Raw genomic sequence first — 16,677 nt, 5'->3', positions numbered from 1 at the left:
GACCCTGTCCGGGCTCTGGCGGCCCGGCGCGAAAACGGAGGCTTTTACATGGATATCGCGCGCCTGCGGCGCCTGACCAGTTTTCAGATCATCATCCTGCTCTTCGCGGCCACCATCCTGGCGGGGGCGCTGCTGCTGATGCTGCCCTTCGCCACCTGGAGCGGCCGGGTCACCCCCTTTGACCAGACCCTCTTCACCGCCACCTCGGCGGTGTGCGTCACCGGCCTGGTGGTGCAGGACACCGCGACCTACTGGTCGTACTTCGGCCAGGGTGTCATCCTGCTGCTCATCCAGGTGGGGGGCCTGGGGGTGGTCACCGTGGCCTCGGCCATCGCCCTGCTGGCGGGCCGGCGCATCTCGCTGATGCAGCGTGGCACCATGCAGGAGGCCATGGCCGCCCCCAAGATGGGGGGCATCGTGCGGCTCACCGGCTTTATTTTGCGGGCGGTGTTCCTGGTGGAGGCGGTGGGGGCCGTTCTTCTGGCGCCCGCGTTCTGCCGGGACTTCGGCCTCAAAGGGGTGTGGATGGCGGTGTTCCACTCGGTCAGCGCCTTCTGCAACGCCGGCTTCGACCTGCTGGGCGCCCCCGGGGCGGAGTACGCCTCCCTCACCGCCTACCGGGCCGACCCGCTGGTGAACAGCGTCATCATGGCGCTGATCGTGGTGGGCGGCATCGGCTTCCTCACCTGGGACGACGTGTGCACCAACCGGCTGCACATCCACCGCTACCGGATGCAGAGCAAGGTGATCCTGGCCACCACGGCGGTGCTCATCGTGCTGCCGGCGGTGTGGTTCTTCTTCGACGAGTTCTCTGCCCTGCCCCTGGGCGAGCGGGTGTGGATGAGCCTGTTCCAGTCGGTCACCCCCCGCACGGCGGGCTTCAACACCGCCGACCTTGTGGCCCTCAGCGACCTGGGCCTGGCCCTCACCATCGTGCTCATGCTCATCGGCGGCTCGCCCGGCTCCACCGCCGGCGGCATGAAGACCACCACCGTGGCGGTGCTCTTCGCCAACGCCATCGCCGTGTTCAAGCGGCGGGACGAGGGCCGCTTTTTCGGCCGGCGCATCAGCGTCAAGGCCGCCTGCGACGCGGCGGCCATCCTGCTGCTGTATGTCACCCTGTTCTTCGTCGGGGGCTTTGTCATCAGCTCGGTGGAAAGCCTGCCCCTCTCCGCCTGCCTGTTCGAGACCGCCTCGGCGGTGGGCACGGTGGGCCTCTCGCTGGGGCTCACCCCCACCCTGGGGGGCCTGTCCCGGGCGGTGCTGATCTTTTTGATGTTCATGGGCCGGGTGGGCGGCCTGACCCTGATCTACGCGGCGCTGTCCGGCGCGGCCAAAACCGGCAGCAAGCTCCCTCAGGAGCGCATCACCATCGGTTAAAGGAGGCAGCAAACGATGAAATCCTTTCTGCTCATCGGCCTGGGCCGCTTCGGCCGGCACCTGGCCATGCAGCTCAACGCCCAGGGCCATCAGGTCATGGCGGTGGACGAGGACGAGGAAAAGGTGAACGCGGTGCTGAACATCGTCACCAACGCCCAGATCGGCGACAGCACCAACGGCGAATTTCTGCAGGAGCTCGGGGTGAACAACTTCGACGTCTGCTTTGTCACCATCAGCAACGACTTCCAGGGCTCGCTGGAGACCACCTCCCTGCTCAAGGAGCTGGGGGCGAAGAAGGTGGTGTCCCGGGCCGAGCGGGACGTGCAGGCCAAGTTTTTGCTGCGCAACGGGGCGGACGAGGTGCTCTATCCCGAAAAGCAGCTGGCCAAGTGGGCGGCGGTGCGCTTCGGCTCCGATCACCTGCTGGACTACATCGAACTGGACGCCGACAACGCCATCGTGGAGGTGGAGGTGCCCCCCGAGTGGGTGGGCAAGACGGTGGGCGACATCAACGTGCGCCGGATGCACAACATCAACCTGCTGGCCGTGAAGCAGGACGGCGCCGTGGACGCCCAGATCACCCCCTACACCGTGCTGCCCGCGGGGGGCACCCTGCTGGCGCTGGGGGAGTACCGGGCGCTGAAAAAGTGCTTCCGGATGTGAAAAAACCAGAACAAAAAGCGGCCCGCCCCGGTTTGCCGGGGCGGGCCGCTTTTTCGCGTGCGGGGCGTTACAGGGCGGGCGCGGCCTGCCGCGCCTCCTCGCCGCAGGAGGCCCGGAACGCCGCGGCAAGGCGCGCCGCCAGCGCCGCCATGGCCTCGGTGGGCAGCTTGCACACCTTGCGGTCGGCGGTGAGCAGGCCGTTCACCTCCTCCTCCACGTCGGACAGCTGGGTGTAGACATCGGCGCACAGGCCCTTTTCCGCCAGGGGCAGCACCCGCTGTTCGTAGAGGGCCAGCACCCGCCGCTCCAGTTCCTCCGGGCTTTTGCAGGCGCCGTAGCCGTAGCTGCGGCCGGGGCACTGCAGGTGCCCCTCCACCGCCAGGGTCAGCCCCCCGAACTCGGTGAGCACCAGGGGCTTTGCCCCCGCTTTCAGCCTCCAGGGCCCGAAGTAGACGTGGCGGCTGTCCACGTCCGTCTCGCCGCCCCTAAACCAGCCGGAGGTGGAGTCGATGAAGCGGCTTTGGTCCAGCGCGCGCAGTTTTTGATAGGCGGCGGTGGCGTCGAACTGGCCCCAGCCCTCGTTGAAGATGGTCCAGTACACCACGCAGGGGTGGCCCTTCAGCGCCGCCACCGTGGCCCCCATCCCGGCGAGGAAGGCCGCCCGCGCCGCCGGGTCGGGGTGCATCTTTTTGTCGCTGCGCCGGGTCTGAAAGCCCAGGGTGGGCAGCACCGTGTCCCGCAGGTAGCGGTAATCCCCGTTGTTCACCATGTCCTGAAACACCGCCATGCCCAGCCGGTCGCAGGCGTAGTAGAAGAGGGGCGGCTCCACCTTGATGTGCTTGCGCAGGGTGTTGAACCCCAGGGCCTTCATGGCCAGGATGTCCTCTTCATAGGCGGCGGGGGAGGCGGGGGTGAAGATGCCGTCGCTCCAGTAGCCCTGGTCCAGCACCCCGTGGAAGTAGTAGGGCGCGCCGTTGAGGCACAGCCGCGGGCGGCCGCCCGCCGTTTTGATCTCCAGCGTGCGCAGGGCAAAGTAGCTCTCCACCCGGTCCTCGCCCGCCTGGATGGTCACCGGGTAGAGGAAGGGGTCCTCCGGGCTCCAGGGGCGGGGGTTTGCCGGCCGCAGCACCGCCCGGCCCCCTTCCAGCGGCGCGATGAAGGGGCCCTCCGGGCCGGCCACCGTCACGGTGCCGGAAAGGCTCTCGTCCCCCACGTCCAGCACCGCCTCCTCCAGCGTGCAGCAAAAATCCACCCGCCGTATGTACCGGGCCGGCACGCTCTCCAGCCACACCGTCTGCCACAGGCCGGAGACGGGGGTGTACCACATGCCGCCGGGTGTTTGCACCTGCTTGCCGTAGGGCAGGCGGCGGGGGCGCAGGTCGTCGGTGACCCGCAGCACCAGCTCGTTTTCCCCCGCCCGCAGCGCGCTGGTCAGCTCGAACTGGGCTGCCTCGTAGCCGCCGGTGTGGCCGCCCAGGCATTGCCCGTTCAAAAAGCAGTCCACCGTCTGATCCGCCCCGTCCACATGCAGCAGCACCCGCCCGGCACAGAAGCCGGCGGGCAGGGAAAAGGAGCGGCGGTAGAAAAGAAAACTCCCCTCGGCAAAGTGCTCGACGATGCCGGACAGGGCGCTCTCGGGGCAGAAGGGCACCAATATCTCCCGGTCGTACCCGGCGGGCAGCCCGTCGGTGGGGCGCGCCGCGAACTGCCAGCGGCCGTTCAGGTTCAAAAAGCTTTGCCGCCGCAGCCGCGGGCGGGGATAGTCCGGCCAGGGCAGGGCGGGCAGCGCCCCGCCGTCGGCGGTGAACAGCGTCTCTCTCATACAAGACCTCCCGGCGGCCGAAGGGCCGCCTTTTGTGTGTGGACGCCCCGCCCCTCAGGCCAGGGGCGCGGGCCGGGCAAAGGCGAAGGCGGGCTCCTCCTCGGGGGCCAGGGCCAGCAGCCGGTCGCCGGCGCAGGCCTCTTCGGTCAGCTTCACCGCGCTGACGCGGCTGGCGGCGGCGGTGCGCCAGTAGTAGGTGAGAGCCTCGCCGTCGGCGCAGCTGGAATAGAGGGTCTCGTCCAGTTTGCCCTCCGGCGTCACCACGCTGCCCCGCACCATGGCCACCCCTTCGAGGACGTGGAAGAACTCCATCACCTGCCCGGGGCGGGCGGCGGGGAAGGCGGCGTTCTCCTTCAGGAACACCGCCCGCACATAGCGGGAGGCGGGGGAGGCGTCCCCCGGCAGGCCGATGGCCCCCATGCCCTGCCCGTAGCAGGAGAGGGGCAGCCCCGGCGCCATGCGGTTCTCCGGCTGGCGGGGGGAAAGGCCCATGTAGTTCGCCAGGTTCGCGCGGTGGAAGGGGAAGGGCGGGTTGTTGGTGAGCACCCCCGCCTCGTCCTCGTAAAGGCGCAGGCCCCCGGCGGTGGGCTCGGCCACCAGCGCGCCGGTGCCGTCGGCGATGTGCCAGTGCAGCGGCGCCAGCGGCAGCCTCGGCGAAAAGGGGATGGCCGTCACCCGCACCGTCTCCAGCAGCGCCCGGGCCTGGGCGAGGGTTGCGCAGCTGCCCAGCACCAGCCACAACAGTTCGTGGGGGGCCAGGTGCGCGGGGTCGGCCCCCTGGTCGGCAAAGTAGTGGGCGTTGCCCGGGAAATTCAGCCCCGCCATGTACAGGCCCTTCTCGTTCAGCCCCTCGGCGAAAAGGGGCAGCCCGCCCGCCACACTGGCCATGCCCACGACGGCGTAGTGGTCGGCCAGGGCGGGCCGGTGGGCGAAGGGGAAGGCCAGGCGGCGGGGCGCGATGACCACCCGCTGCCCGAAGGAGACCTCCAGGTCCAGGTTGCGGCCGAAGAGGTTTTGATCAAAAAAGGCGATGCTGGTGCACATGGGGCGTTCCTCCTTGTTTTTGTTCTGCCTTCAGTATACACCCCTTTGCCGCCCGGTCAAACACCCGGCGCAAAAATGGCCCCGTTCGACCGTTTTCGCCGTTGTGGGACACCCTCCGCCGTGCTATGATACAACCAGAAGCCCCGGCGGCGGCCGGGAAAAGCAGCAAAGCGGAAAGGAGCAGGAAAGATGGAAACGACACGGCAGACTGTGGAGGACCTGTGGGGCGGCGTGGAGCCGGGGATCTTTGCCGGCCGGGAGCTGGACCTGACCCGGCCGGAGGACCGGGCCCGGGTGACCCGCCAGTTCGGGGGCGAGGGGGCCATGAAAGAGCGGTACCCCGGCCTGTGGGGGCTGCTGGGGGCGGCAGCGGCCGCCGGCGCGCCCCGGGCCTCGTCGGACCAGGGCTTTCAGAACAAGGCCAAGGTGCTGGACGTGGGCTACGACCAGACCTCCGGCACCGCCTACGCCCTGGGCACCATGCTGCTCACCGGGCCGGCCCAGCGGCTGTACCTCACGCTGGACATCTACGCCGACGGGGTGCCGGTGGCCCACAACGCCCGCTTTTTCAACGGCAAAAGCGCCGGGGAGATCGAGATCCAGTCCGCCCCGCTGGACCCGCTGCCGGCGGGCAAACTCTACCAGGGGGTGCTCCAGGCCACCTGGCAGCCGGGCACCGACAACACCCTGCGGGCGATGCTGGCCGTCTCCAGCAGCGCCTCCCGCAGCGCCGGCGCGGAGGACCCGGTGGAGAACATCGTGCTCACCGACCCCGTCCACCGGCGCTCCTCGCCGTCCGGGCCGGTGACGGTGGCCTACGGCCGCCAGGCCGCCGATCTGGATTACTACTACGAGGAGACCCGCGACCCCGCCACCGGCGAGGAGACGGTGCTGCTGGAGATGACCGGCCGGGTGGACCTGAAGGACGGCTACCATGTGAGCAGCGTCACCGACATCGGCGCGGCGCTGGACTGCACCGGCTACGGCAGCGTCATCTACCTGGGGGCTGTGGGCTACGGCCGGCAGGGCGACGCGGGGGTGGTGGCCTTTCCGCTGAACGGCGGCGCCTCCATCGGCTGGCAGCTGGAGCGGAACTGGCGCAACCAGATCCCGGACAGCGTGCGCTACGGCAACCGGGTGCACGACCTGGACCTGAGTTTCAGCTACCGCTGCCAGGAGGACGCCACCCTTCACGAGGTGCTCATCAGCAGCAAGCTGTCGGATCTGGTGCTCTCCCAGCCCCACACCCACCGGGCGCCCCAGATGCATCTCTACTGGGGCTGCCTGGCGGAGGGCACCCCGGTGGACCTGGCCGACGGCACCAGCTGCCCGGTGGAGCAGCTGAAGCCCGGCACGCTGGTGGCCACCCCGGGGGGCGGCCGCGCCAGGGTGAAGTGCCTGGTGCCCGGCACCGAGCAGAACATCTATCTGCTGCGGCTGGAAAACGGCATGGAGGTGCGGGCCACCCGCAACCACCCCTTCGGCAGCCCCAACGGCTTTGTGGCCACCATCGACCTTGACTCCCGCTCGGTGCTGGACACCCGCACCGGCCCCTCGGCGGTGGTCTACTGCTACCCCGAGACCTGGGCGCGGCCGGTGTACGGCGTGGAGCTGGAGGAGGGCGACCGCTTCTTCGCGGGGGGCGTGGTGTCCGGCACCAACGAGGTGACATACCGGCTGGACAGCCTCTGGGCCGACGAGCACGACCGCCTGACGGTGAGCGAGGAGGCTGTCCGGGAACTGGAGCGGCTGGAGGCGGACCTCGCCGCCGGCCGGCTGTGAGGTGAGGGGATGAACCACAACCGAAACAGCATCCGGGCGCTGCGCACCACCGGCGTGGGCTGGTACGCCCACCGGAACATCCCCGACCTGGCCCTGGCCGCCGGGGCGGACTTCACCCTGCTTTTGTGGGTGGTCACCGGCGACGACCTGGACGGCGAGCTCTACGCCCAGGAGGGGGGCTTTGCCCTGCGGCTCACCGGCGGGGTGGTCAGCTTCACCCGGGCGGGGTTCGGCCACCTGGCCGTCTCCGGCGACTGGCGGCTGGCCCGCCACACCCGCACCCTGGTGGCGGTGCGCCGCCAGGGCGCGGAGCTCACCCTCTTTGTGGGGGGCCTGCCCGCGGCCCGCGCCACCGTCACCGACGCCGCGGCCTGCACGGGGGATTTTGCCATCGGCCGGCAGTTCATGGGCGGCTTTGCCGCCCTGCAGGTGAGCCGGCGGGCGCTGGAGGATGGGGAGATCCTGGCCGCCAACGCCGTCCTGCCCGCGCCGGACGCCGACTGCGTGTTCTGCGGCGACTGCGAGAGCGCCCAGTACAAGGACGTGAGCGCGAACCACCTGCCCCTCTGGGCCGAGGGGGAGGGGGCGGGCTGCGGGGTCTTCACCGCCTGCACCCGGTTCAACGGCTGGCGGCAGTGCGCCTGCGAGCCGGGCAGCGCGCTGCCGGCGGCCCACACCCTGCTGGTGAAGCTGTGGCCCCAGCCCCCCGGCCACGGCCAGACCCGCTGCCGGGTCTACGAGGCCCGCCAGGAGGACCAGCTGCTCTACGCCCTGGAACTGGAGCCCCAGGAGAACAACACCTTCCGGCTGCTGTTGGTGGGCGGGGCGGGGGAGCTGGCCTTCTCAAAGACCCTGCTGCCCCAGCTGTGGCAGGACGCGGCGGTGGTGTTCGACGGCGCCCGGGCCAGCCTCTATCTGGACGGGGCGGCCGCCGGCGGCGGGGCCTTCCCCTGCGCGGGCGGGCGCACCCGTCTGCTGGCGGGCGCGCCGGAGGGGGACGCACCGGAGTTCGGCCGTTCCTTCGAGGGCTATCTGGCCTACACCGCCGAGTTTGACAGCGCCCTCACGGCGCAGCAGATCGCGGCCTACGCCGACGACCCGCCCTTCTTCTACGCGCCGGGCCTGGTCAGCCTGCTGCTGCTGGACTGGAACGGCGCGCCGGAGGGCATGAACGGGGTGCCCCTGGCCTGGATCGGCGGCAGCGGGTTCTGCCTGGCCGCCGACATCACCCCCCGGACCACCCCCATTGGGGTCAGCGTCCGCCTGCCCGAGGCCGTCTCCCCCCAGTGGGAGGCCATGAGCGACCTGGACCGCTGGTGCCTGGAACAGATGGAGCGGTGCGCGCAGCTGTTCTGCAGCGGCCTGGCGGGGCTGCCCGCCACCGCCGCCGACGGCCCGCCCCGCGCCGCCTACGCGCCGGAGGTGGTGCGGCGGAATTTTAAGGGGGCGCGCCAGTACATTCGCAGCGAGAGCCCCGCCCCCACGGCGAGGGGAGCCGCGGAGCTGGAGCCGCTGCTCACCTATCGGGGCTCGGAGGGGGCAGCTATCATCCTCCAGGGCCCGCCGGCGGCGGCGGCCGCCGCCGAGACCGCCACCTACGGCCTCTTCGGCGCGGCGGTGTCCTTTGTGCAGCAGCACCCCGTCGCCTGCTCGGTGGCCGCGGCGGCGGTGGTGCTGGGCGGGGTGGCCGCCGCCTTGGAGGAGGGGGAGCGCGAGCGCCCGGACGACAAAGAGCAGCCCACCGACCTCTCGCTGCTGGGCATTTGCTGGTGCGACGGGGGCAGCCCGGAAAAGGGCGGCATCTACTTTCATCAGGGCGGGGTGAACAAGCCCGCCTCGATGGACTGGCCCCTGGCCGAAAGCTGCGCCGTGCTGGTGCCCGGCCGTCTGACCAGCCCCGCGGTGAGCGTGCGGGTGCAGCTGCCCGCCGCGGCAAAGACGGCCTGGACGGGGGAACTCAAGCTGTGGGACATCTCGGCGGAAAAGCGGCTGGGCGACGCCGTCTCCGCCACCTTCACGGTGCAGCCCGGCGAGACCAGGACCGTGTCGGTGCCCTACAGCGCCGCCGGCCTGCAGGGGCTGGGCTTTGTCCGCCATGACCACGTCTGGCAGATCTGCGCCGGCGGCAGCCGGGCCAACGCGAAGGCCACCCTCTACCTGCTGCCCGCCGCGCCGGCGGCCCCCTGGCAGCTGGGGGCGGGCGCGGCCTACGACCCGGCGGCGCCGGCCTATGTGGACACCGCCCTGCTGGATTTCTTCCTGCCCCAGGGCGGCCAGCCGGCGGACTGGCGGCAGTGGATGACCCGGCGGCTGAACGCCAGCGGCTTTGTCTACGACAGCGAACGGGGCGCCTGCCACTACTGCAACTTCGCGGTGCACACCCTGCGGCTGCAGGCCCTGCTGGCCGATCTGCCGGGGCAGGGCAAGGCGCTCAACTGCGCCGACTGCGCCCACATCGTCTGCGCCGGCTGCGCGCTGGTGGGGCAGATGGTGTACATCCACCAGTTCGTGAGCCCGGCCAGCATGGGCTTCAACTGCAACCAGATCATCGCCATCGGCGACGACGGCTGGCACTACCCCTTTGAGTCCAGCGGCCAGCGGGGGTTCAGCTACCATATGTTCAACGTGACCACCGCGGCCATCGCGGCGGACACCCGCATCTACGACGCCTGCCTGCAGGTGGACGGCGGGCCCTGGCCGGGCAGCGAGAGCGGCGCTGTGAGCAAAACGCCGCTGCTGCCCCTGGATATGCCCCCCTGCGAGACCGGCGACTGGCGGGTGAACGTGCCGGTGGACGTGGCCTACACCAAAAACTTCTACCGGGAGCGGCTGGTGGCCACCGGCTGGGAGTGCGTCTTTGCCTACGGCCCGGCCTTCCGGGTGGACGCGTTCCGGGAGGCGGCCCAGGAGGCGCTGCAGCCGCCCGCCGCCCTGCCGGAGCCCCGGGCTGCCCGGGCGCCGGGGCCGGAGGCCCAGCGGGCCGTGGCCGCCGTCCCGCCCCCGGCGGGCGTGACGGCGGGGGAGGCGTGCGTGGTGATCGGCGAGGGCACCGTGCTCTTCTGCCGCCGCGCCCAGGTGTTCGAGGTGTGGGCGCCCGACCTGGCCGCGGCCCGGCAGCTGGCCCTGGAACTGGACCGACTGGCGCTGGAAGCGGGGGAGTGAAACCGCCCCGCCGCGGCCGCAAAAAAGTGAAAAGGCGGAGCCGGGCGCTCCGCCTTTTCACCCGGATGGCATATCCCGGCCGAAAGGCGCGGAAAACAGCATACAAAAGGGGCCCCGCGCCGGGGCCCCTTTCTGTGTCTGGTTCAAAAGGCCAGCTGGTCCGGGGCCAGCCGGTCGCCGGGGCCCACCGGCCGCAGCACCCGGCAGGGCACGCCGGCGGCCACCACCCCCGCGGGGATGGACCGGGTGACCACGCTGCCCGCGCCGATCACCGACCCCCTGCCGATGGTTACACCGCCGCAGACCACCGCGTTTGCGCCGATCCACACGTCCTCCTCCAGGGTGATGGGGGCGCTGGTGCCGATGCCCTCGCCGCGCTGGGCCGGGTCGATGGCGTGGCCCGCGCAGGCGAGGCACACCCCCGGCGCGATGAAGGCCCCCGCCCCGATCTGCACGGGGGAGGTGTCCAGGATGGTGCAGTTGTAGTTGATCACCGTCAGCCCGTGGGTGTGGATGTTGAAGCCGTAGTCGCAGTGGAAGTCCGGCTCGATGAAGGTCAGCGGGTGGCAGCTGCCCAGCAGCTGTTCCAGCAGCTGCCGGCGCCGGTCCGCCTCGTCGGGCAGGGTGAGGTTGTACTCCCGGCACAGCCGCGCCGCGGCGGTTTTCCAGCCGCCGGGCAGGTTCCGGTTCTGCCCCGCGTAGGGGGCCTGGCCCTTCAGAATGGCCAAAAGTTCGCTGTGTTCCATGCAAAACGCTCCTTTGTGGGATGGGCCGGCGGCCCGCCGCTTGCGGGGCCGCCTTCCGGTACGATTATAGGCTCCGGCGGCCTCCTTTGCAAGCGGACGGCGGAAAAAAGGGCGCAGGCAGGGGGAAGGGCCCGACGCGCTGTGCGCGCCGGGCCCTTCCCGTGGGGAGAGAAAGAATGGCGTGTTTGCGGGGCTTCAGGCCGCCAGCCGGAAGGTGAGGGCCACCGGGTTGTGGTCGCTGAAGGCAAAGTCCGCGTCGATGTTCTCGGCGGCGGCGGTCACGTTGTCCGACACGATGAAGCCGTCCACCACGGTGGTGTAGTTCACCCCCGGGGTGTAGGGGATGTCCGCCCCGCGGCAGGTGGGCACCGCAAAGCCGTTGTCCGCCTCCACAAAGGCGAAGTGCTCCGGCAGGTCGGCGTCGGTGAGGGTCTGCACCCAGCCGGGGAACTGCTGCTGGCTGGCGAAGGCGTGCTCGGTGCCGTAGAGGGCGTGGTTGAAGTCGCCCCCCACGATGACATAGTTGCCCTTTTCATACTCCTCTTCCATCACCGAGCACAGCAGCTCCAGCTGCCGCGCCCGCACGGCGCCCCCCTCGTCGTAGGCGGACATGTGGCTGTGGATGAGGGCCAGCTGCCCCTCGGCGCCCTCCACCGGCAGGTACAGCACGGTGAAGCAGCGGTCCAGGTCGGTGAATTTCACAAAGAAGCTCTCGTCCACCGGGTAGCTGCGGCGCACCCCCTCGGTGGCGGCCCAGCGGGTGAGGGTGAGCAGCCCCGCGTTCACCGCCCCGTGGTGGTCGGTGAGGGGGTAGGCCAGATACCCGCTGTGGAAGTTCTGGCCCCAGATGGAGCCGTAGCCCGGGAAGGCGTCCAGCGCCATCTGCCGCTGGTCCACAAACCAGCTGCGGTGGGAGTCATAGTCCACCTCCTGCAGCAGCAGAAGGTCGGCGTCCAGTTCGCTTAGGGCGTCCAGCGCGGCGGTGGTGTTGGCCAGCACGTCCTCCTGGCTGCGGGCCTTGCCGTACAGCCCCTGGGTGGGGGTGCCGTCGGCCATGGTGCCGGTGTCCATGAAGAAGGAGTACTCCGGCCCGTAGGCCCCGAAGCCCAGGTTGCAGGTCACGGCGGTGTATTCCTCGTTGGCCGCCAGCGTTTCCGTCGGCGGGTCCGCCACCTCCAGGACCAGGCCGTCCTCGATGCGGTAGTATTGCAGCTGCAGGTAGCCCACATATCCCGCGAACACCAGCACCAGCGCCCCCACCAGGGCGGCCAGCGCCAGCAGGGCGCGGCGAAGGATCTTTTTCATGTAAAACCTCTTTTCCGGCAGAAAAGAGCAGCACAAAACAGGGCGTGTTTCGTGCTGCTCTCTGTCGCTCAAACACTGTTTTATCATCATACAGCAAAAACGATGTGTGCGCAATACTTAAAAATTATAAAGATTTAGCCGTTTTATTATGCAATATATACACTGCCGCGGCAAACTTCACAAGGCCCGGCCGGCACTGGCGGCAAAACATTGGGCAAAACGGCCCTTGCATCGCCCGAAAAAGGGACTATACTAAAAAAGTAAGGATGCTTATTATAAGGAGGCTTATCAAATGGAGAGCCTGCATTATCTGCTGATGCGCTGCCACGCGGGGGTGTCCCGCCGGGTGATGGCCCGGGCGGGGGAGATGGGCCTGAGCGCCGGCCAGCCCAAGGTGCTGGATTTTCTGCGCACGGCGGGCGAGGCGGACCAGAAGACCATCGCGGCCCACTGCCTGATCGAGCCGGCCACCGTGGGGGGCATCCTGCTGCGGATGGAAAAGGCGGGCCTTGTTTGCCGGCGGCGGCCGCCGGAGGACCGGCGGGCGGTGCGGGTCTGCCTCACCGATGCGGGCCGGCGGGCGGCGGCGGCCATGGAGGAGGTGTTCCGGCAGGCGGAGGCCCCGGCGGCGGCCGCCCTGACGGAGCAGGAGATGGCGTCGCTTCTGGCGCTGCTGCAAAAGGCCTGCCGGGCGGTGGAGCAGAAAGAAACGGGGAAGAGAGAATGAAGGAAGGAAACAACAAACATCTGGCGGCGCGGTGCCTCATGCTGGCGGCGGGGCTGGTGATCATGGCCTTTGGGGTGGCCTTTTCCATCAAGGCCAGCCTGGGCACCTCGCCCATCTCCAGCGTGCCCTATGTCACCGGCCTCACCTCGGGGCTGTCGGTGAGCACCACCACCATCATCATGAACTGCATCTTTGTGGCCATGCAGATCCTCATTCTGCGCCGGCGCTACCAGTGGTTCCAGCTGCTGCAGATCCCGGCGGCGGTGCTCTTCGGCTCCATGATCGACCTGGGTACGCTGGTGCTGGCGCCGCTGCCGGCAGGGGGCTACGCCCTCCAGTGGCTGCTGTGCGCCGCGGGCATCCTGCTGGTGGCGCTGGGGGTCAGCGTGGAGGTGGCGGCGGGGCTGGTCACCACCGCCGGCGAAGGGGTGGTGCTGGCCGTCTGCCAGGTGCTGCCGGTGCGGTTCGGCAGCATGAAGGTGGCCTTTGACGTGACCCTGGTCTGCCTGTCGGTGGCCATCGGCCTGGTGTTCCTGGGCCGGGTGGAGGGGGTGCGGGAGGGCACCGTGGCCGCCGCGGTGCTGGTGGGCCTGCTCACCCGCCGGTTCCAAAAGCCGGTGGAGGCCCTGCGGGCCTGCGCTCTGAAGGGATGCACAAAAAAAGGAGCGCCCCGCCCGGGGCGCTCCTTTTTTGTTGCGGGGCGGGTCAGTGCCGCTGGTCGGCGAGGGAGTACATCTCGCAGAAGCGGCCGGCAAAGGAGGGCTCGCGGCCCCCGGCGTAGAGGTGGGAGGTGTCGCCGAAGGCCCCCATCCGGAAGCAGGCCTCGCCCTGGCGGCGCTCCTCGGTGATGAGGGTGGTCAGGGAGGAGGGTGCGGCGCAGGCGCCCTGCCACAGCACCAGGGGGGAGAGGCCCAGCAGATGGCTCAGCAGCACGCACTCCACCCCGAAGTGGCAGAACAGCACCACCGTGTCGGTGTTGGGGCGCTCGGCCCGGTAGATCTCGCCCTGCCGCCGGTAGCCGTGGGCCGCCAGCAGCTCGTCCAGCGCGCCGGTCACCGCCCGGTACTTTTCCCCTACGCCGCCCGCGTCCATCACCGGCACATCGGCCCAGGCGCGGCGGTCAAAAAAGCGGGGCTCGGCGGTCCAGTCGGCGGGCATCCAGTCCCAGGGGATCGAGTCCTCCGCCGCCCCGGGCTTGCGGATGGGCGCGTCGAACTCCCGCAGCCAGGGGCACTCCACGGCGGTGCGCCCCATCTTCTGCAGGGTCAGGGAGGCGGTGTCCTTCGCCCGCCCCAGGGGCGAGACGTAGAAGGCGGCCACCTCCAGCCGGCTGATCCGGTCGGCCAGCAGGGCGGCCTCCTTCCAGCCCACCTCGGTCAGGGAGTCGATGGAGTAGTCCGGGTCGGCGTGGCGTGCGATGAGCAGTTTCATGGCGGGCTCCTTTCAATAGACAAAGGCTTTTTGCAGCAGATAGTTGACGAAAAACAGCAGCACATCCGCCCCGATCTTGGCCCCCAGCCGGGGCAGGGCGGGCAGGAGGGCGGCGGCGCCGGCCACCAGCAGGGCGCTGCACAGCGTCTTGCCCACGGTGATGAGGGCGTACAGGCCGGTGGCCCGCCCGCGGGCGGCGTGACTGTGGAACACAAGGGCGTAATTGACGACGTGGTTCACCAGGGCGGAGGCCGCCCGGGCCAGGCAGGTGGCCGCCAGGATGGCGGCGTTCTCGCCCGCCGTGCCCTCCAGCAGGCGGCAGAGCAGTTCAAAGGCGGCCAGGTCCACCCCGGCGGCAAAGAGGGAGGAGAGGGCGAACCGGGCGAAGGGCCGCCCGGGAGCGGCCCCGCGGGCCGCCGCGGCAATGCGCATGGGAAAGAGCTCCTTTCGAAAAAAGGCCGGCCCGGAACGGGGCCGGCCACTGATTACTATACCACCCGGCGGGGCAAAAAAGCAAGCGCCGGGCGCAGGGCCCGGGCGGCGTTTGCAAAAAAACATATGGACCGGCGGCGTTTTTTGCTATAATAGAGGAAAACGTGTGGTATCGGGGGTCGTCATTCCCATGGGGAAATCGTTGGTGTTCCAAAAAGCGGAGCAGTATTGCGGGTACGCGCTGTGCTTTGTGTGCCTGGCGCTGTTTTCCGTTTTGTTTTTCAACAGCTTCACCTCCTCCTGGGTCAACCGTGACCTGATGAGCGAGGCTGTCTATTTTGAGCGGGACTCCCTTGCCGGCAACCTGTTCTTCTTCGCGGTCGCCGCGGCCGGCATGATCCTGGCGGCCCGGCTGTTCCGAAAAGCGGCGCCCCGGGTGGATATGAACCGCCTGGCCCTGGCCGCGGCGGCGGTCTCCGTCTGCGTCGCGGTGCTGTGGGTGCTGGCCTCCAAAACGGCCCCCCAGGCGGACCAGAGCCAGATCGTCAAGCAGGCCGAGCGGTTCAATGCCGGCGATTTCAGCGGCCTGCAGCAGAGCGGCTATGTGGGGCCCTGCCAGCAGCAGCTGGGGATTATCAGCGTGCTGCGGGTGTTCGTGCTGGTGTCCTCCTTCTTTGAACTGGAAAACTGGCAGGCGTTCCAGCTGTTCAACGCGCTGACCACCGGGCTTCTGGTCTACGCGGGTTTCCGCGTGGTGGCGCTGATCAGCGGCGGGCAGCGGGAAGCGGGGTTCCTGTACCTGCTGCTGGCGCTTTTCTGCGCGCCCATGTACGTCTACACCGCCTTCGTCTATGGCGAATCCAGCTCCACCGCCTTTGCCATGGCGGCGGTCTGGATGTGCCTGGAGTGCATCAGGTCCCCCGCGCGCCGCTATGTGGCCGGGCTGTATCTCTTCACCTCCGCGGCCCTGCTGCTGCGCACCAATGTGATGATCGTGCTGATCGCGCTGGCCATCGTCATGGCGATCAAACTGCTGCGCGGCGCCACCCGGGGCCGCCTGCTGGCCGCCCTGGCGCTGCTGCTGGCCATGCTCACCCCCACGACGCTGATGGCGCTGCTCTACCACGACAAGATCCCCGACAACAGCAAGTCCATGCCCGCAATCCTGTATATCGCCATGGGCACCAACGACGAGTCGGTGAACGCCGGCTGGTACAACGGCTATAACGGCAGCGTCTATCAGAACTGCGGGTTTGACCCGAAGCTTGCCTCCGAGACGGCCAAGCGGGATCTGATCGCCTTTGCCGTCCGCTGCCGGCAGGACCCCGCCTACGCGGCGGATTTTTACTACCGGAAGATCTTTTCCCAGTGGAACGCGCCCATGTACCAGTGCCTCGTGATGAACAACCTGTTCGTGGGCGAGCAGCCGCAGCTGGTGCAGAGCATCTATGAGGGCAGGGGAAACGAGTATCTCACCGCCTACACCAACATTTATCAGCTGGTGGCCTACGGCGGGGTGCTGGCGTTTCTCGCGGCGGGGCTGAAAAAGCGCCTCCCCCTGGAGAATTACCTGCCGCTGGTGGCCGTGCTGGGCGGCTTTCTGTTCTCGGTGCTGTGGGAGGCCAAGGCCCGGTACATCTTCCCGTACTACCTGCTGATGCTCCCCTGCACGGCCGCCGGCGTTGCCGCCGCGGCCGCTTTGTTCCGCGGGCGGGCCGGGACCGATCAAACCCCGTGACCCCGCCGCGGCAGGCCGGCCGCTCTGCGCGCCCCCTCCCGGGGCGAGGAAGCGGAAGTGTAAAACGCAGTCCGCCCGGTGGGCGTTTTTGAAGAGCGCCCGGCCCGCGCCGCTGTGCCCGGCAGCCGGCAGGCCTTTGCGCCGTTCCCGGCGGTGCCGCCGGCCTTGCGCAGAACAGAAGACAAACAGCAGAAAAGATCCCGCAAAGCCTTGGCTTAACAGTGATAAGGAGCTAAATCACTTATCAACTGTTAGCTGACGGTTTTCGGGTGCATACGAAACTCCCGTCTGATTCCTAACAGGAATTAGGCGGGAGTTTTTCTTCTTAACAGAGCCAATATTGGAGGATAGCATTATGAAAACATTACTTTAGGTCAGTTTACAAGGAACTACACGCAGACCGTGAAACGGGCTGCTGACAACAAACGGCGCTATGCTCCCGGCT

At 68.8% G+C, this 16,677-nt stretch carries 12 protein-coding genes and 1 pseudogene; 7 read left to right on the top strand and 6 right to left on the bottom strand.

The window, feature by feature from the left end; translation table 11 throughout:
* The first annotated feature begins 48 nt into the window (after positions 1-48).
* Together ACH2A7_RS11895 and ACH2A7_RS11890 are read left to right on the top strand one after the other, a co-directional pair.
* Entirely contained in the window at positions 49-1,380 is a 1,332-nt protein-coding gene (locus ACH2A7_RS11895) for a TrkH family potassium uptake protein (protein ID WP_394962150.1), read from the top strand.
* Between the two features lie 15 nt (positions 1,381-1,395).
* Positions 1,396-2,043: a potassium channel family protein gene (locus ACH2A7_RS11890; protein WP_394962149.1), complete on the top strand. Its 648-nt coding sequence runs from the start codon at positions 1,396-1,398 to the stop codon at positions 2,041-2,043.
* A 67-nt stretch (positions 2,044-2,110) separates the two neighbouring features.
* Here ACH2A7_RS11890 and ACH2A7_RS11885 read toward each other — a convergent pair whose 3' ends face one another.
* On the bottom strand, positions 2,111-3,865 hold the full coding sequence (locus tag ACH2A7_RS11885; protein WP_394962148.1) for a glycoside hydrolase family 2 protein: 1,755 nt from the start codon (positions 3,863-3,865) through the stop codon (positions 2,111-2,113).
* A 54-nt stretch (positions 3,866-3,919) separates the two neighbouring features.
* Positions 3,920-4,909 carry a linear amide C-N hydrolase gene (locus ACH2A7_RS11880; RefSeq protein WP_394962147.1) on the bottom strand — a complete coding sequence of 330 codons (990 nt, stop codon included), beginning with the start codon at positions 4,907-4,909 and terminating at the stop codon, positions 3,920-3,922.
* Positions 4,910-5,098: 189 nt separating this feature from the next.
* On the opposite strand from ACH2A7_RS11880, the gene ACH2A7_RS11875 reads away from it, so the two are divergent.
* Together ACH2A7_RS11875 and ACH2A7_RS11870 are read left to right on the top strand one after the other, a co-directional pair.
* A complete protein-coding gene (locus ACH2A7_RS11875) occupies positions 5,099-6,691 on the top strand; it encodes a hypothetical protein (protein ID WP_394962146.1) in 1,593 nt (530 codons plus the stop codon).
* Between the two features lie 9 nt (positions 6,692-6,700).
* Entirely contained in the window at positions 6,701-9,853 is a 3,153-nt protein-coding gene (locus ACH2A7_RS11870; protein ID WP_394962145.1) for a LamG-like jellyroll fold domain-containing protein, read from the top strand.
* 143 nt (positions 9,854-9,996) lie between these two features.
* Here the strand turns inward: ACH2A7_RS11870 and ACH2A7_RS11865 are convergent, their stop codons facing one another.
* Both ACH2A7_RS11865 and ACH2A7_RS11860 read right to left on the bottom strand, forming a co-directional pair.
* Positions 9,997-10,599, bottom strand: coding sequence for a sugar O-acetyltransferase (locus ACH2A7_RS11865; RefSeq protein WP_394962144.1), 603 nt, complete (start codon positions 10,597-10,599; stop codon positions 9,997-9,999).
* Between the two features lie 195 nt (positions 10,600-10,794).
* Positions 10,795-11,904 (bottom strand): endonuclease/exonuclease/phosphatase family protein, encoded by a 1,110-nt coding sequence (locus ACH2A7_RS11860; protein ID WP_394962143.1) that lies wholly within the window; start codon positions 11,902-11,904, stop codon positions 10,795-10,797.
* 292 nt (positions 11,905-12,196) lie between these two features.
* On the opposite strand from ACH2A7_RS11860, the gene ACH2A7_RS11855 reads away from it, so the two are divergent.
* Complete coding sequence (locus ACH2A7_RS11855; RefSeq protein WP_394962142.1) at positions 12,197-12,631, top strand: MarR family winged helix-turn-helix transcriptional regulator; 435 nt, start codon at positions 12,197-12,199, stop codon at positions 12,629-12,631.
* Positions 12,628-13,212 (top strand): annotated as a pseudogene (locus tag ACH2A7_RS11850) (YitT family protein); the annotation flags it as partial. The gene ACH2A7_RS11855 and the pseudogene ACH2A7_RS11850, both read left to right, overlap by 4 nt.
* Before the next feature lie 124 nt (positions 13,213-13,336).
* Here the strand turns inward: ACH2A7_RS11850 and ACH2A7_RS11845 are convergent.
* Both ACH2A7_RS11845 and ACH2A7_RS11840 read right to left on the bottom strand, forming a co-directional pair.
* Positions 13,337-14,062, bottom strand: coding sequence for a histidine phosphatase family protein (locus ACH2A7_RS11845; protein ID WP_394962141.1), 726 nt, complete (start codon positions 14,060-14,062; stop codon positions 13,337-13,339).
* A gap of 12 nt (positions 14,063-14,074) precedes the next feature.
* Positions 14,075-14,494: a GtrA family protein gene (locus tag ACH2A7_RS11840; RefSeq protein ID WP_394962140.1), complete on the bottom strand. Its 420-nt coding sequence runs from the start codon at positions 14,492-14,494 to the stop codon at positions 14,075-14,077.
* Positions 14,495-14,684: 190 nt separating this feature from the next.
* Between ACH2A7_RS11840 and ACH2A7_RS11835 the strand changes: the two genes are divergently transcribed.
* Positions 14,685-16,232, top strand: a complete 1,548-nt coding sequence (locus ACH2A7_RS11835; RefSeq protein ID WP_394962139.1) for a hypothetical protein — start codon at positions 14,685-14,687, stop codon at positions 16,230-16,232.
* Positions 16,233-16,677 lie beyond the last annotated feature (445 nt).

It is taken from the genome of Candidatus Allofournierella merdavium, assembly GCF_944382735.1.
Classification (GTDB): Bacteria; Bacillota; Clostridia; order Oscillospirales; family Ruminococcaceae; genus Allofournierella_A; species Allofournierella_A merdavium.
This window is presented reverse-complemented; position numbering and strand designations above follow the sequence as displayed.

Excerpts from the sequence above, each read along its gene's own strand:
- ACH2A7_RS11870 (WP_394962145.1), top strand. The coding sequence starts at position 6,701 with ATGAACCACAACCGAAACAGCATCCGGGCGCTGCGCACCACCGGCGTG.
- ACH2A7_RS11895 (WP_394962150.1), top strand. The coding sequence starts at position 49 with ATGGATATCGCGCGCCTGCGGCGCCTGACCAGTTTTCAGATCATCATC.
- ACH2A7_RS11855 (WP_394962142.1), top strand. The coding sequence starts at position 12,197 with ATGGAGAGCCTGCATTATCTGCTGATGCGCTGCCACGCGGGGGTGTCC.
- ACH2A7_RS11885 (WP_394962148.1), bottom strand. The coding sequence starts at position 3,865 with ATGAGAGAGACGCTGTTCACCGCCGACGGCGGGGCGCTGCCCGCCCTG.
- ACH2A7_RS11880 (WP_394962147.1), bottom strand. The coding sequence starts at position 4,909 with ATGTGCACCAGCATCGCCTTTTTTGATCAAAACCTCTTCGGCCGCAAC.
- ACH2A7_RS11860 (WP_394962143.1), bottom strand. The coding sequence starts at position 11,904 with ATGAAAAAGATCCTTCGCCGCGCCCTGCTGGCGCTGGCCGCCCTGGTG.
- ACH2A7_RS11865 (WP_394962144.1), bottom strand. The coding sequence starts at position 10,599 with ATGGAACACAGCGAACTTTTGGCCATTCTGAAGGGCCAGGCCCCCTAC.
- ACH2A7_RS11890 (WP_394962149.1), top strand. The coding sequence starts at position 1,396 with ATGAAATCCTTTCTGCTCATCGGCCTGGGCCGCTTCGGCCGGCACCTG.
- ACH2A7_RS11845 (WP_394962141.1), bottom strand. The coding sequence starts at position 14,062 with ATGAAACTGCTCATCGCACGCCACGCCGACCCGGACTACTCCATCGAC.
- ACH2A7_RS11835 (WP_394962139.1), top strand. The coding sequence starts at position 14,685 with ATGGGGAAATCGTTGGTGTTCCAAAAAGCGGAGCAGTATTGCGGGTAC.
- ACH2A7_RS11840 (WP_394962140.1), bottom strand. The coding sequence starts at position 14,494 with ATGCGCATTGCCGCGGCGGCCCGCGGGGCCGCTCCCGGGCGGCCCTTC.
- ACH2A7_RS11875 (WP_394962146.1), top strand. The coding sequence starts at position 5,099 with ATGGAAACGACACGGCAGACTGTGGAGGACCTGTGGGGCGGCGTGGAG.